Source organism: Rossellomorea sp. NPDC077527 (assembly GCF_044542955.1).
In the GTDB taxonomy this organism is placed as follows: domain Bacteria; phylum Bacillota; class Bacilli; order Bacillales; family Bacillaceae_B; genus Rossellomorea; species Rossellomorea aquimaris_E.
Genome location: NZ_JBITVL010000002.1, coordinates 1 through 13,264, shown reverse-complemented (window position 1 = coordinate 13,264; position 13,264 = coordinate 1). Strand labels below are relative to the sequence as shown.

The following is a 13,264-nucleotide window of genomic DNA, read 5'->3' as shown; positions in this document are numbered from 1 at the left end:
TTCTTATGCATAGCACTACATTAATATGATTGAAATGGTTTAAAAAGAGGAAATGTAAGAACAGGACAACTTCTTACAGAAAGGGTGAATAACGTGACAAAACCAGTAATAGCAATCGTAGGGCGTCCGAATGTTGGGAAGTCCACGATATTTAATAGAATTGTTGGGGAAAGAATATCCATCGTCGAAGATGTACCGGGTGTAACTAGAGACCGAATATATAGTTCTGCAGAATGGCTGACGCATGAATTTAACATCATTGATACAGGTGGAATAGAACTGGGGAATGAACCATTCCTGGATCAAATCAGGCAGCAGGCAGAAATCGCGATTGATGAAGCCGATGTCATTGTCTTTTTGACTAATGGACGTGAAGGCGTCACAGCAGCTGACGAAATTGTAGCCAAAATTCTTTATCGTTCCAAAAAGCCGGTCGTGTTGGGAATAAATAAAATTGATAATCCTGAAATGAGAGAAATGATTTATGATTTTTACTCTTTAGGATTTGGCGAGCCATTTCCTATCTCAGGTTCTCATGGGCTTGGGTTGGGAGATCTTCTTGATGAAGTTGTCAAGAACTTTAAGCATGAAGAGGATGAAGACTATGCGGAAGATGTCATCAAGTTTTCTTTGATCGGTCGTCCGAACGTAGGGAAATCATCTTTAGTCAACGCTCTATTAGGGGAAGATCGTGTCATCGTAAGTAACGTGGCAGGAACGACACGGGATGCCATTGACTCTTCTTATACGTATGATGGGCAGGATTATGTCATCATTGATACAGCAGGTATGAGGAAAAAAGGGAAAGTGTACGAAACCACTGAAAAATACAGTGTGTTAAGGGCACTTAGAGCCATAGAGCGTTCAGATGTCGTCCTATCCGTCATTGACGGTGAAGAAGGCATTATTGAGCAGGATAAGAAAATCGCAGGATATGCCCACGATGCCGGTCGGGCTGTCGTGATTGTCGTGAATAAGTGGGATGCAGTGGATAAAGATGAGAAGACCATGAACAAATGGGAAAAGAATATTCGTGAACATTTTCAATTCCTTGACTATGCTCCGATCGTCTTCCTTTCTGCGAAAACAAAGAAGCGTATTCATACTTTGCTGCCAATCATAAATACGGCAAGTGAAAATCACGCCATGCGTGTACAATCAAGCGTATTGAATGAAGTGGTGATGGATGCGGTTGCAATGAATCCGACACCGACGGATAATGGTAAGAGACTAAGAATTTATTACGCGACACAAGTAGCTGTAAAGCCACCTACATTCGTCGTATTTGTAAATGACCCTGAATTGATGCACTTCTCTTACGAACGATTCTTGGAAAACAGAATACGCGATGCATTTGGATTTGAAGGAACTCCTATTCGTATTATTGCCCGAGCTAGAAAATAATAAGGTGGGTGTAAAAAATGAAAAGTTCAAAAAATGTAACGGTAGTCGGAGCGGGAAGCTGGGGGACGGCTCTTGCGATGGTTCTTGCTGATAATGGATTGGAAGTCAGGTTATGGGGCCACAAGAAAGAACAAATTGACGAGATCAACTCTAAACATACCAATCATAAGTATTTAAAAGGTATTGAGCTTCCTCATTCCATTATTGGATATCACGACCTTAAAGAGGTACTGGATGGTGTAGACACCATCATTCTGGCAGTTCCTACGAAAGCGATCCGTTCCGTCCTGGGACAGGTTCAAGAATTTCAAAGAAGTCCGTTGACCGTCGTTCATGTGAGTAAGGGGATCGAACCTGATTCCCTCCTCAGGATTTCAGAATTGATCGAAGATGAAATGGCACCTGAGAATTTACATACGGTAGTGGTATTGTCAGGTCCAAGTCATGCAGAAGAAGTGAGCTTAAGGCATCCTACGACTGTGACTGTATCTTCGAAAGATATGAAGGCGGCTGAAGAAATTCAGGACCTGTTCATGAACATGAATTTCCGTGTGTATACAAATCCAGATATTCTCGGTGTTGAAATTGGCGGTGCACTAAAGAACATCATTGCCCTTGCTGCAGGGATCACTGATGGTTTGGGTTATGGAGATAATGCGAAAGCGGCACTTATAACGCGGGGACTCGCGGAAATCGCCCGCCTTGGAACGAAAATGGGAGCTAATCCATTAACGTTTTCAGGATTGACAGGAATTGGAGATCTTATCGTAACGTGCACAAGTGTTCACTCAAGAAACTGGAGAGCCGGGAACATGTTGGGTAAAGGGCATAATCTTGATGAGGTCCTAGCCAATATGGGTATGGTCGTAGAAGGGGTGCGCACGACAAAAGCTGCACACCAGCTGGCTGAGAAGTATGAAGTGAATATGCCGATTACAGATGCACTTTATGATGTCCTTTTCAATAAAGTCGAGGCGAAAGAAGCGGTAGATCATTTGATGGGTCGAGTGAAAACGAATGAAATGGAAGACCTTGTGAATATACTTGGTGAGCGTTTAAACTGAACCTGAAAAGAAAAATGGAGATCTATATTTCATAGCGAAAGACCATTTATTATTAAGTGTAGAATAAATCCTCGGTTTATGGGCATTCGAGGATGCGAACGTTGATGCAGATGCATACACTGTCATGAATATATACAGCTTTGCCTATGGATGGGTAGGTCTCCCTTATTCAGAGCTCCTCGAGTGATTGACGTCTATGATGTTGATACTCGAGGAGATTTTTTTTAGTCACAGGATGACATTCAAATATTTCTCAATATGGATTGTAACAGATTCTTGAACAACTATTCTTTTCTATTCTTTAGTAAAAATCTTATGATATAATACATTCGATAACAGGAGGGATGTACTTTGGATTCGATGATGAAGATGTGGATTTCGTTTGCATCAATGGGGTTCATGTTTTTTGCCATATTAACGATCTATTTCAGCAGGTATAAGATTAAGCAGAAGTTCCTGCGTTTTATTACAGCTTTCATGGCATACATAATGATGATCGCCGGTGGCCTTATGATGATTTATATAGTATTCAGCGGACCCACCAACTAGGTTCCGCCCGATTGAAAGGACGTTTTAGATTGAAGCGCATAGGTATTACAGCATTTCTTCTCATAATCACGATGAGCTTACTATCAGGTTGCTTATATCCGGAGGAAGAGCTAAGTCAAAATCAAATTCCTTATGAAACACAAGTGAAGGCTGTACAAGAAGCGGTGGAAGCCTATCAGAAAGATCAAGGTGGATTGCTTCCGATAAAGACTAGGGACCAGGATACCCCTATTTACCAAAAATATCCTATTGATTTCAGGAAATTATCTCCGAGGTATTTACCGGAAATCCCGGGCAACGCCTTTGAAAATGGTGGGATTTTTCAATATGTCCTTGTAAATGTGGAGGATAAACCGGAAGTCAAGATTTTCGACCTTCGAATAGCTGAACAAATCAGAGAATTGAAAATCAGGATTCAAGCCCAAGACTACCCTCCGTTTAAAAAGGAAGTAGCTAATAATGTGTATACATTGAATTACAAAGAACTTGGGTATGAGGAAGAAGTTTACGTAAACAGTCCATATTCGAATAAAAATCTTCCTCTTGTTATAAATGGGGACGGTGAAATTTTTGTGGACTATTCAATGGACTTATTTGAAAAGCTGGAGTCCAGCAAGGGAGAATGGGAAAGAGGAGAAGATATCAGAGATATGCTTGTAGATGGCACCTATTTTGTCCCTGCCTATTCTTTACCTTATACTGTTGATGAAAATAACGAACCTGTCTTTATGACAAAATAGGCATAACCCTTTTCTTACAAAATATATTGTAAGGGAAGGGTTATTATTTTTATGTCATCCTTTATAGGGTTATTTCATCAAAACAAATGATCATAAATGCTAAGACATAATAAATTTTCAACTTTTAATCATAAGGAGGGGAAAATAGCATATTAATAGTCATAAGTCATTGGGACAATCATAAATATAGAATGTGAGACACAGAATACACGGATGAAACATCCCTGGAATATAAGATGGGAGGGAATCTCTTGGAAAGAGTCGATCTATTTAAGGACATTGCTGAAAGAACAGGCGGAGATATCTATTTAGGTGTGGTTGGAGCAGTAAGAACAGGGAAATCAACATTTATCAAGAAGTTCATGGAACTTGTTGTCCTTCCTAACATCGCAAGCGAATCAGAACGTGCAAGAGCGCAGGATGAATTGCCTCAAAGTGCAGCAGGTAGGACCATCATGACGACTGAACCGAAATTTGTTCCGAATCAAGCCATCTCGGTTCATGTGGATGAAGGTCTCGAAGTAAATATTAGATTGGTAGACTGTGTAGGGTATACGGTCCCTGGTGCTAAGGGATACGAGGATGAAAATGGCCCTAGAATGATCAATACGCCATGGTATGAAGAGCCTATTCCATTCCATGAAGCAGCCGAAATCGGCACGCGAAAAGTTATCCAGGAACATTCCACGATCGGAGTGGTTGTGACAACAGACGGCTCAATCGGTGAGATTGGAAGAGGGGACTATATTGAGGCGGAAGAACGGGTCATCGAGGAATTGAAAGAAGTAGGTAAACCTTTTATCATGGTTATCAACTCGGCCAGACCTCATGCCCCTGAGACAGAAGACCTGAGAGTGAAGCTTCAAGACAAATACGACATCCCTGTCCTTGCTATGAGTGTGGAGAGTATGAGGGACTCAGATGTACTGAATGTACTAAGGGAAGCATTATTCGAATTCCCGGTGCTTGAGGTGAATGTCAACCTTCCAAGCTGGGTCATGGTATTGAAAGAAGAGCATTGGTTAAGACAGAACTACCAGGAAGCTGTAAAGGAAACGGTTAAAGATATTAAACGCCTTCGGGATGTGGACCGGGTTGTACATTATTTCAGTGAATTCGATCATATTGAACGAGCGGGACTTGCCGGTATCGATATGGGTCAGGGGATTGCGGAAATTGACCTGTACGCTCCTGATGAATTGTATGATGAAGTCCTGAAGGAAATTGTGGGAGTTGAAATTCGCGGGAAAGATCATCTACTGGAATTGATGCAGGATTTTGCACATGCCAAAGCCGAGTATGATCAGATTTCCGATGCATTAAGAATGGTAAAACAGACAGGGTATGGTATTGCTGCTCCGTCATTGAATGATATGAGTCTGGATGAACCGGAGATCATCAGACAGGGAGCCAGATTCGGAGTCAGCTTAAAGGCAGTGGCGCCATCAATACACATGATTAAAGTGGATGTACAGTCAAAGTTTGAACCGATCATCGGCACAGAGAAACAAAGTGAAGAATTGGTACGCTACCTAATGCAGGATTTCGAAGATGACCCGCTGTCCATTTGGAATTCCGATATCTTCGGAAGAAGCTTAAGTTCCATCGTAAGAGAAGGAATTCAGGCTAAACTCTCACTGATGCCTGAAAATGCAAGATACAAACTAAAGGATACATTAGAAAGAATCATTAACGAAGGATCCGGTGGATTGATCGCTATCATCTTATAAATGTCTAGGCCTTCTTAGGAAGGTCTTTTTTCATTTTTTAAACGCTCTTTTCGCAAAGAAAAGACTATGATTTACAAAAGTTCTGTCACTAGTAGCAAGTGTTGACAGAGCAATATGGTTCATAAATATCAGTTAAGCAGAGTATTAGTACTATTCACTATAATTGGTCACTGCTACTACAAGAAAAAGAGTTGGTGCAAGTGATCCTGGCATTTACACTGGTATTACTGAAACATTTATGCTTGGACAGTTGATTCTCGCTACAGGTGCTCGACTCTTGCGGGAAACGCTGGACAGGACGAAAAGCAGAGGTGGCTTGGTCAGACTCGACAAGCATAAGTCAAATCAACTGGAAAGGCGTTCTTTGCCTTTTTGGTTGATTTGACTTATGACCTCGAGGGGCCAGCCCCGCGGAAAGCGAGCACCTGCAGCGAAAATCAACCACCTCTCGCTTATTCATAAGCAACAATGTTTACGAAAACAGCCTAATAAAAAAAGATTTTTTTATCTGAACCCTGGATTAGGAAACAGAAATCAACATTGTATAAATATAAATTTATAGAAGAATTGAATAGGTGACTGATTTATTTTAGATAATGACTTAACCATTGATACATAAGCGTTTGTGGCGGTTTGGTGTGCTCGGATATTCCTCGATTTAGAGTATGCAAGTAGAAGGGGGAAATGGGTGTTGATGTTTAAGGGATTCCAAGGTTGGGAAGTAAGAAAGAGAACCTGATCAAGAAGGTATCAGTTGCAGTCATCCGAAAGAAGTGATACGTTGAATAGAGTGCATGGACAAAGGGATTGAGGGTAATTGTATTACATTTGTGTTTCAAATAAGAAAAGATTCCCATTATTTCTTGATTTGTTCTTGCTAAGGTCAATCCTTTGTGATAATCTTTTAACAGAATTGTTGTTGAATATTGATTCAGCAACGTTTTCAAGCGATTTTTCTACACTTTATGTATAGAATTCGCTAAAGTTGTTTACTAATGATAATAAAGTAAATGAATCATGACTGAGACATTTCCTTGGGAGGAGGTGAATGGCATGAATAAGACAGAACTAATCAATGCTGTTGCAGAAGCTGCTGAGCTATCTAAGAAGGACGCTACTAAAGCGGTTGACGCTGTTTTCGATACAATTCAAAATTCACTTGCAAACGGTGATAAAGTACAATTAATCGGATTCGGTAACTTCGAAGTACGTGAGCGTGCAGCCCGTAAAGGTCGCAACCCACAAACAGGTGAAGAGATCGAAATCTCAGCAAGCAAAGTACCTGCTTTTAAACCAGGTAAAGCGCTTAAAGAAGCTGTAAAATAATTACATACTTTGAGCGTAACGGGAAGGTCGCATATTTATGCGGCCTTTTTTGTGTTCTGTTCTATTATGGTTCGAGCAAATTGAAATTATGTACGGAAATTTGTTCTCAAGTAAACTGTTTTATATTATTATAAAACTTCTAAAGCACTAGTCTTTGATGACCTTATAGGCTTGTGCTAATATTAACAATGTTACTATTTCTTTAAGTTATTTTAGGAGGACAACATTATGGCACAAGTCAATCATGGCCAAATAGAAGAAGCAATTCGATTAATTTTAGAAGCAATTGGAGAGAATCCTAATAGAGAAGGTTTATTGGATACGCCAAAGCGTGTGGCGAAAATGTACGCAGAAGTGTTCTCCGGACTCGATCACGATCCGAAGGAATACTTTGAAACCATATTCAGTGAAGAACACGAAGAGCTGGTACTCGTGAAGGATATTCCATTCTACTCGATGTGCGAGCATCATCTGGTTCCTTTCTATGGAAAAGCACATGTTGCTTATATTCCTCGGGATGGACGGGTTGCGGGATTAAGTAAACTGGCAAGGGCTGTTGAATCCGTTGCTAAACGTCCCCAGCTCCAAGAAAGGATTACCGCAACTGTAGCGGATACGATCATGGAAACCCTACTGCCTCATGGTGCAATGGTAGTCGTTGAAGCGGAGCATATGTGCATGACGATGAGAGGCGTGAAGAAACCTGGATCAAGCACAGTGACAACAGCTGTAAGAGGCACGTTCAAAGAAGACGCTCAGGCACGCAGTGAAGTTCTTTCTTTTATAAAGAATTAGGAGTGATCGACAAATGAATTCAAATGATTATATTGTCATTAAAGCCATTGAAGATGGCGTCAATGTCATCGGTTTGACGAGAGGGACAGACACCCGTTTTCATCATTCCGAAAAGCTGGATAAAGGCGAAGTCATGATTGCTCAATTTACGGATCACACATCTGCGATCAAAGTAAGAGGGAAAGCAACCATCGTCACCAGCTATGGAGAAGTTGAAAGTGATAATAAGAAATAATCATCTATTTTGATTTTGGCTGATAGAGAAGTATAACGGTGGGACGGACTAAGAAGTATTCGGCTTCGTGGTCGTCCCCTTTGTTATAATCAGCTTAACGAGGGAGACTCACCCTCCCTATTGCAAAGAATTTTATGGTATAATATTTAATGCTGAAATTTTTAGACTGATACATAGTAGAAATGGGGATTAAAGGGTATGAAATTCATTGATTGTAACCATCAAGCGAATATCATTCATCAATACATAGAAGAGCAGTTGCATCACTCTTATCTGAAGGAATACATCGATCAACCGTATATTGACCGGGACCGGATCTATTTTCTGCTCCTGCCATTCGTAAGCGAAGGACGCGCGGTTAGTAAGGAAGTCGTACAGTGGATTTCAACTGCCATGTTATTGCAGATAGCCCTTGATACCCATGAAAAGGTTACAATATCTGAGCGTGATCCCTTAAAGGAAAGACAGTTGACTGTACTCGCAGGGGTATACTTTAGCAGCCTCTACTATAAAATCCTTGCAGAAACAGATGATGTAGAGCTTATTTCTCGTTTAGCCAAAGCGATTAAAGAAATAAACGAAAGCAAAATATCTATCTACAAAGAAGAACATGAAAATTTAGATGCATTAATGAAGAGGATGAAGACAAGAGAGTCAGCGATTGTTTCGAACTTTTATCATTTTTTTGAAGATACGAAATGGATTGAAATCGTTGAAGAAATCCTTCTCTGTAAGAAGCTTGTTCAGGAGAAAATTTGTTTTGAACATTTACAGAATACGAGTTTTCTCAAAGCATTGACTACATTAACGATTCATTCCGATCAAGAAGACTCGATCTTACACTTAACAAAGGAAGAGAGCAGACATTTGCTATCACAGATGGATGAACTCATAGAAGGGACTAAGAGTAAGGTGCGGGCACAGTTGGAGACCATCGAGCCTGGTTCCCTGTATTTTAAGAAGCTTATCGTAGAGCTTTTGCCTTATGAGGAACCTGAACCTATGACCAAACTATACGCGGAAGAAGGGTAAAACGACATGCAGCAGTCGAAAGAACAAAAAGTCCATGGAGTATTTGAAAAAATTTATTCCAATTATGATAAGATGAACTCTGTAATCAGTTTCCAGCAGCATAAAAAATGGAGAAAAGATACCATGAAGCATATGGATGTGAAGCCTGGTTCGAAGGCTCTTGATGTTTGCTGCGGTACCGCGGACTGGACGTTGGCCATTGGGGAAAAAGTCGGTGAATCTGGCAGTGTGGTAGGTCTTGATTTTAGTCAAAACATGTTATTGATCGGTAAGGAAAAAGTAAAACAGTCCGGTATGAACAATATCGAATTGATTCATGGGAACGCAATGGAGCTTCCATTTGACGATAACACGTTCGATTATGTGACGATTGGCTTTGGTTTACGTAATGTACCGGATTATCTGCACGTCTTAAAGGAAATGAACCGCGTGGTGAAGCCTGGCGGGATGGCAGTTTGTCTTGAAACGTCCCAACCCACCATGCTGGGTTTCAAGCAAATGTATTACGCATATTTCCGTTTTGTGATGCCTGTGTTTGGAAAAATCTTCGCGAAGAGCTTTAATGAATATTCCTGGCTTCAGGAGTCAGCAAGGGATTTTCCAGGCATGAAGGAACTTGCAGCGATGTTCGAAGAAGCGGGCTTCAACAATATACATGTGAAGCCATATAGTGGTGGCGTTGCCGCTATGCATTCCGGCAGAAAGTAAGAAATTCGTAAATTAGGTGGAAAAACTATGAAGCTAAACAGGATGTATTCGTTTCTAAAGACGGATATAGATGAAATAGAAAAGGAATTGGAAGTGGCGATTGAATCTGAATCCCAGCTCTTACAAGAAGCCTCCCTTCACCTTCTTCAAGCAGGAGGTAAGAGAATCCGGCCGGTATTTGTATTGCTTTCTGCAAAGTTTGGACAATACGATATCAATATTGTGAAAAATGTAGCCGTGGCATTAGAACTGATGCATATGGCCTCTCTAGTGCACGACGACGTCATTGATGATGCAGAGCTGAGAAGAGGGAAACCGACAATTAAGGCACAGTGGGACAACCGCATCGCGATGTATACGGGAGATTATATCTTTGCACGGGCTCTGGAGTATATGACTCACATAAAGGTTCCGGAAGCTCATCAGATTTTATCTCACACTCTGGTAGAGCTATGCAAAGGCGAGATCGCTCAGATCGAAGATAAATATCGATTTGATCAGAACCTGCGAAACTACCTCTTGCGGATAAAAAGGAAAACCGCATTGCTAATTGCTGTGAGTTGCCAGCTTGGCGCCATCTCTTCCGGTGCACCTGAAGAGATCCACCGACGTTTATACCGATTTGGTTACAATGTGGGAATGAGCTTTCAAATTACGGATGATATATTAGACCTTACAGCAAGTGAGGAAGAACTGGGTAAACCAGCAGGAAGTGACTTATGGCAAGGAAATATCACACTTCCCATCCTATACGCCATGGAAAATCCAAGTCTCAAATCCAAGATTGAAAAAGTGACGGAGTATACCACACCTGAAGAAATGAAAGAGGTCATCTCGTCCATTCTTGCTACCGATGCCATTGAGCGATCTCATGATCTCAGCAGAATGTACCTTGATAGAGCCCTGAAAGATCTTGATCAGCTTCCTTATAACCGGGTAAAGAAAACCCTTAAAAATATCGCGAATTTCATTGGTAAGAGAAAATATTAAGAAAATTTAAAATGGAAACGTTGCCAAAACCCCCAATCAGTGTTACTATTTTCGTGGGATGTCCTTGTGACTACCATACATACATATTTAGGAGTGGGGAAGATGGAAAAGACATTTTTAATGGTTAAACCGGACGGCGTACAAAGAGGATTAATCGGTGATATCGTATCACGTTTTGAAAAAAAGGGCTTTCAATTAGTCGGTGCTAAGCTAATGAGCATTTCAAACGAGCTTGCTGAAGAGCATTATGGTGAGCACAAAGAAAGACCATTCTTTGGTGAATTGGTTGACTTTATCACTTCTGGACCTGTATTTGCAATGGTTTGGCAAGGGGAAAACGTTATCTCGACGGCTCGTGGAATGATGGGTGCTACGAATCCGAAGGATGCTGCTCTTGGTACAATCCGCGGTGATTTCGGTCTTACGGTCGGCAAAAATATCATCCACGGATCTGACTCTGCTGAAAGCGCTGTAAGAGAAATCGGCTTGTTTTTCAAAGAAGAAGAACTAGTAGAATATTCTAAGTTAATGAACGAGTGGGTTTACTAATATACGAGAGCTTTACGATTTAGAAGCAAGTCGTTTTATAAACGGCTTGCTTTTTTTCTTTGGATCAGATTTAACTTTTTCTTTGAATGTTCGATATACATAATATAGCTGTAAACCCTTATTCAGAGCAGAGAGAGTGTGGACCTAATGTCAAATGATTATAGTGAATTTATTCAAGGAATCAAACGGAAAACGGGAATCGATTTGTCCCTTTATAAAGAAGCACAAATGAAGAGAAGGTTAACCGCCCTTTATGAAAAAAAAGGATACGGGAGCTTTCAGGAATTCTTTAGTTCATTGAATCGGAATAGAGAAGAAATGGAAGAGTTTTTGGATCGGATGACGATTAATGTTTCGGAATTTTTTCGTAATTACAAGCGTTGGGAAGTGCTGGAGAATAAAATCCTCCCAAGACTACTGGAGGGAAATACATCATTTAAAGTGTGGAGTGCTGCTTGTTCCACCGGTGAAGAACCTTACACACTTTCCATGATCTTGTCTAAATATGTCCCGCTACCTAATGGAACCATAACGGCAACGGACATTGATAAAAACGCCCTTCAACGCGCCATGAACGGTGTCTACCCAGAAAGGTCACTGTCTGAAATTCCAGAACAAATGAGAAGAAATCATTTCACTGGTGAGGGACCGCTGTATAAACTGAATGAAGAGGTAAAGAGGACGGTTTCCTTTAAGCAGCAAAACCTGCTCTCGGATTCATTCGAAGGAAAGTATGACTTGATCGTTTGCAGAAATGTGCTGATTTATTTTACAGAAGAAGCCAAAAGCATGCTTTATAAAAAATTCAATGCCGCATTAAAACCGGGTGGAGTCCTCTTTGTAGGAAGCACCGAACAAATCTTTAACCCCTCACAATATGGATTTGAAACCGAGGATACATTCTTCTATAAAAAAATATAATACACAGCGATGTCGATCTGCATTAGGTGAATTCCTCCTTGCCTTCCAAAAGCAATGGAAAAGGGAATTCTCGCTATATGGCGGATTCGCATCGTTTTTTATTTTAAACTGTTTTCGTAAACATTGTTGGTTTTAAAGTGGTGAGTAGTGGTTGAATTCCACACCATGTGTTCTCTTTTCATTATGTACAGCGCTTCCCCCAGGTGTCGAGCACCCTTAGCGAATATCCTATTTTCAAAAGTACGTTTTTGCTTTATCTAAAAACATGTAGCTCTGTCACCAAAGACTTATTAAGAGGGTGAGGGGAACTGTGTAGACTCGAAAACGGGCGTGCTGAGACCCCGGAAGCGTACTTGCACTGGACCCATAAAGTTGGACACTTATTTTCTATGCAGCTAATTCGGTGTTAACCCGATAAGCTACCGGACTTTTTCGTTTTAACCTTGATTTAATTCTCAGGTGATTGTAGTAATACATGTATTCTTTCAATTCGTCCTTAAAGTGCTCGATACTATCAAATTCTTGTAAGTACAGGAATTCGGATTTCAGAATCCCAAAAAAGTTCTCCATGACGGAATTGTCATAACAGTTTCCTTTACGAGACATGCTTTGGGTGATGTTATGTTTTTTCAGTGTCCTTCGGTACTGAGCCATTCTATAGTGCCAGCCCTGATCGGAATGAATCAAGAGCTCGTTTCCATCATTAACGTGTTTCAATCCTTGTGCCAACATCGTTTCGACCAAATCAAACGTGGGTCTTGATTGAAGAGTATACGTAATGATTTCGCCGTTAAACAGATCCAAAATGGGGGACAAATAAAGCTTCTGCCCAAATAATTTAAATTCCGTAATGTCTGTTACCCACTTTTGATTGGGTTTCTCGGCTCTGAATTTCCGGTTTAAGATGTTGGGAGCTGCTTTTCCGACTTCCCCTTTATATGATTTATACTTTTTCATTCGCACAACGCATTGAAGTCCTAGTTCTCTCATGATTCGAAGTACTTTCTTTTTATTAATATCGTGTCCTTTTTCCTGAAGGACGTCCGTAATACGGCGGTATCCAAAGCGCCCTGAATGCCTATGGTAAATGAAACTGATTCTTCTTTTCCATTTGCGGTCAGGGTCGGGTTGGTCCCATTTATTTATGATGTGGTAGTAAGTGCTTTTAGACAGCTTAGCTACTTTTATCGTTCTAGTCACCGGGAATTCGTTCCTTAGTTC

At 40.7% G+C, this 13,264-nt stretch carries 14 protein-coding genes; 13 read left to right on the top strand and 1 reads right to left on the bottom strand.

Annotation, left to right across the window (positions count from 1 at the left end):
- Positions 1–93 precede the first annotated feature (93 nt).
- The 13 genes from der (at position 94) to ACIGG7_RS05160 (ending at position 12,043) form a co-directional block, all read left to right on the top strand.
- On the top strand, positions 94–1,404 hold the full coding sequence (gene der / locus ACIGG7_RS05220; protein ID WP_224940370.1) for a ribosome biogenesis GTPase Der: 1,311 nt from the start codon (positions 94–96) through the stop codon (positions 1,402–1,404).
- Between the two features lie 17 nt (positions 1,405–1,421).
- The gene (locus tag ACIGG7_RS05215; RefSeq protein WP_397549104.1) at positions 1,422–2,468 is read left to right on the top strand and encodes an NAD(P)H-dependent glycerol-3-phosphate dehydrogenase; all 1,047 of its coding nucleotides are present in this window, start codon (positions 1,422–1,424) and stop codon (positions 2,466–2,468) included.
- 360 nt (positions 2,469–2,828) lie between these two features.
- The gene (locus tag ACIGG7_RS05210; protein ID WP_224941300.1) at positions 2,829–3,017 is read left to right on the top strand and encodes a DUF2768 domain-containing protein; all 189 of its coding nucleotides are present in this window, start codon (positions 2,829–2,831) and stop codon (positions 3,015–3,017) included.
- A gap of 71 nt (positions 3,018–3,088) precedes the next feature.
- Positions 3,089–3,757: a hypothetical protein gene (locus ACIGG7_RS05205; RefSeq protein ID WP_224941301.1), complete on the top strand. Its 669-nt coding sequence runs from the start codon at positions 3,089–3,091 to the stop codon at positions 3,755–3,757.
- A gap of 251 nt (positions 3,758–4,008) precedes the next feature.
- A complete protein-coding gene (gene spoIVA / locus ACIGG7_RS05200; protein WP_034758333.1) occupies positions 4,009–5,487 on the top strand; it encodes a stage IV sporulation protein A in 1,479 nt (492 codons plus the stop codon).
- A gap of 1,053 nt (positions 5,488–6,540) precedes the next feature.
- Positions 6,541–6,813: an HU family DNA-binding protein gene (locus ACIGG7_RS05195; RefSeq protein ID WP_034758336.1), complete on the top strand. Its 273-nt coding sequence runs from the start codon at positions 6,541–6,543 to the stop codon at positions 6,811–6,813.
- Positions 6,814–7,041: 228 nt separating this feature from the next.
- Positions 7,042–7,608 (top strand): GTP cyclohydrolase I FolE, encoded by a 567-nt coding sequence (folE, locus tag ACIGG7_RS05190; RefSeq protein WP_224940372.1) that lies wholly within the window; start codon positions 7,042–7,044, stop codon positions 7,606–7,608.
- Between the two features lie 13 nt (positions 7,609–7,621).
- Entirely contained in the window at positions 7,622–7,843 is a 222-nt protein-coding gene (gene mtrB, locus ACIGG7_RS05185; protein ID WP_034758340.1) for a trp RNA-binding attenuation protein MtrB, read from the top strand.
- A gap of 198 nt (positions 7,844–8,041) precedes the next feature.
- Positions 8,042–8,875 carry a heptaprenyl diphosphate synthase component 1 gene (locus ACIGG7_RS05180; protein ID WP_224940373.1) on the top strand — a complete coding sequence of 278 codons (834 nt, stop codon included), beginning with the start codon at positions 8,042–8,044 and terminating at the stop codon, positions 8,873–8,875.
- A 6-nt stretch (positions 8,876–8,881) separates the two neighbouring features.
- Entirely contained in the window at positions 8,882–9,583 is a 702-nt protein-coding gene (locus ACIGG7_RS05175; RefSeq protein WP_397549103.1) for a demethylmenaquinone methyltransferase, read from the top strand.
- A 27-nt stretch (positions 9,584–9,610) separates the two neighbouring features.
- Complete coding sequence (hepT, locus tag ACIGG7_RS05170) at positions 9,611–10,573, top strand: heptaprenyl diphosphate synthase component II (RefSeq protein WP_397549102.1); 963 nt, start codon at positions 9,611–9,613, stop codon at positions 10,571–10,573.
- Between the two features lie 102 nt (positions 10,574–10,675).
- Positions 10,676–11,122 carry a nucleoside-diphosphate kinase gene (gene ndk / locus ACIGG7_RS05165; protein ID WP_148995560.1) on the top strand — a complete coding sequence of 149 codons (447 nt, stop codon included), beginning with the start codon at positions 10,676–10,678 and terminating at the stop codon, positions 11,120–11,122.
- A 147-nt stretch (positions 11,123–11,269) separates the two neighbouring features.
- Positions 11,270–12,043 (top strand): CheR family methyltransferase, encoded by a 774-nt coding sequence (locus tag ACIGG7_RS05160; protein WP_224940376.1) that lies wholly within the window; start codon positions 11,270–11,272, stop codon positions 12,041–12,043.
- Positions 12,044–12,430: 387 nt separating this feature from the next.
- Here ACIGG7_RS05160 and ACIGG7_RS05155 read toward each other — a convergent pair.
- On the bottom strand, positions 12,431–13,264 hold an 834-nt coding region (locus tag ACIGG7_RS05155; RefSeq protein ID WP_397549101.1), incomplete at its 5' end, for an IS3 family transposase.

Coding starts and splice junctions, on each gene's coding strand:
- ACIGG7_RS05175 (WP_397549103.1), top strand. CDS start 8,882: ATGCAGCAGTCGAAAGAACAAAAAGTCCATGGAGTATTTGAAAAAATT.
- ACIGG7_RS05160 (WP_224940376.1), top strand. CDS start 11,270: ATGTCAAATGATTATAGTGAATTTATTCAAGGAATCAAACGGAAAACG.
- ndk (WP_148995560.1), top strand. CDS start 10,676: ATGGAAAAGACATTTTTAATGGTTAAACCGGACGGCGTACAAAGAGGA.
- mtrB (WP_034758340.1), top strand. CDS start 7,622: ATGAATTCAAATGATTATATTGTCATTAAAGCCATTGAAGATGGCGTC.
- ACIGG7_RS05195 (WP_034758336.1), top strand. CDS start 6,541: ATGAATAAGACAGAACTAATCAATGCTGTTGCAGAAGCTGCTGAGCTA.
- hepT (WP_397549102.1), top strand. CDS start 9,611: ATGAAGCTAAACAGGATGTATTCGTTTCTAAAGACGGATATAGATGAA.
- ACIGG7_RS05205 (WP_224941301.1), top strand. CDS start 3,089: ATGAGCTTACTATCAGGTTGCTTATATCCGGAGGAAGAGCTAAGTCAA.
- ACIGG7_RS05215 (WP_397549104.1), top strand. CDS start 1,422: ATGAAAAGTTCAAAAAATGTAACGGTAGTCGGAGCGGGAAGCTGGGGG.
- ACIGG7_RS05180 (WP_224940373.1), top strand. CDS start 8,042: ATGAAATTCATTGATTGTAACCATCAAGCGAATATCATTCATCAATAC.
- ACIGG7_RS05210 (WP_224941300.1), top strand. CDS start 2,829: ATGATGAAGATGTGGATTTCGTTTGCATCAATGGGGTTCATGTTTTTT.
- folE (WP_224940372.1), top strand. CDS start 7,042: ATGGCACAAGTCAATCATGGCCAAATAGAAGAAGCAATTCGATTAATT.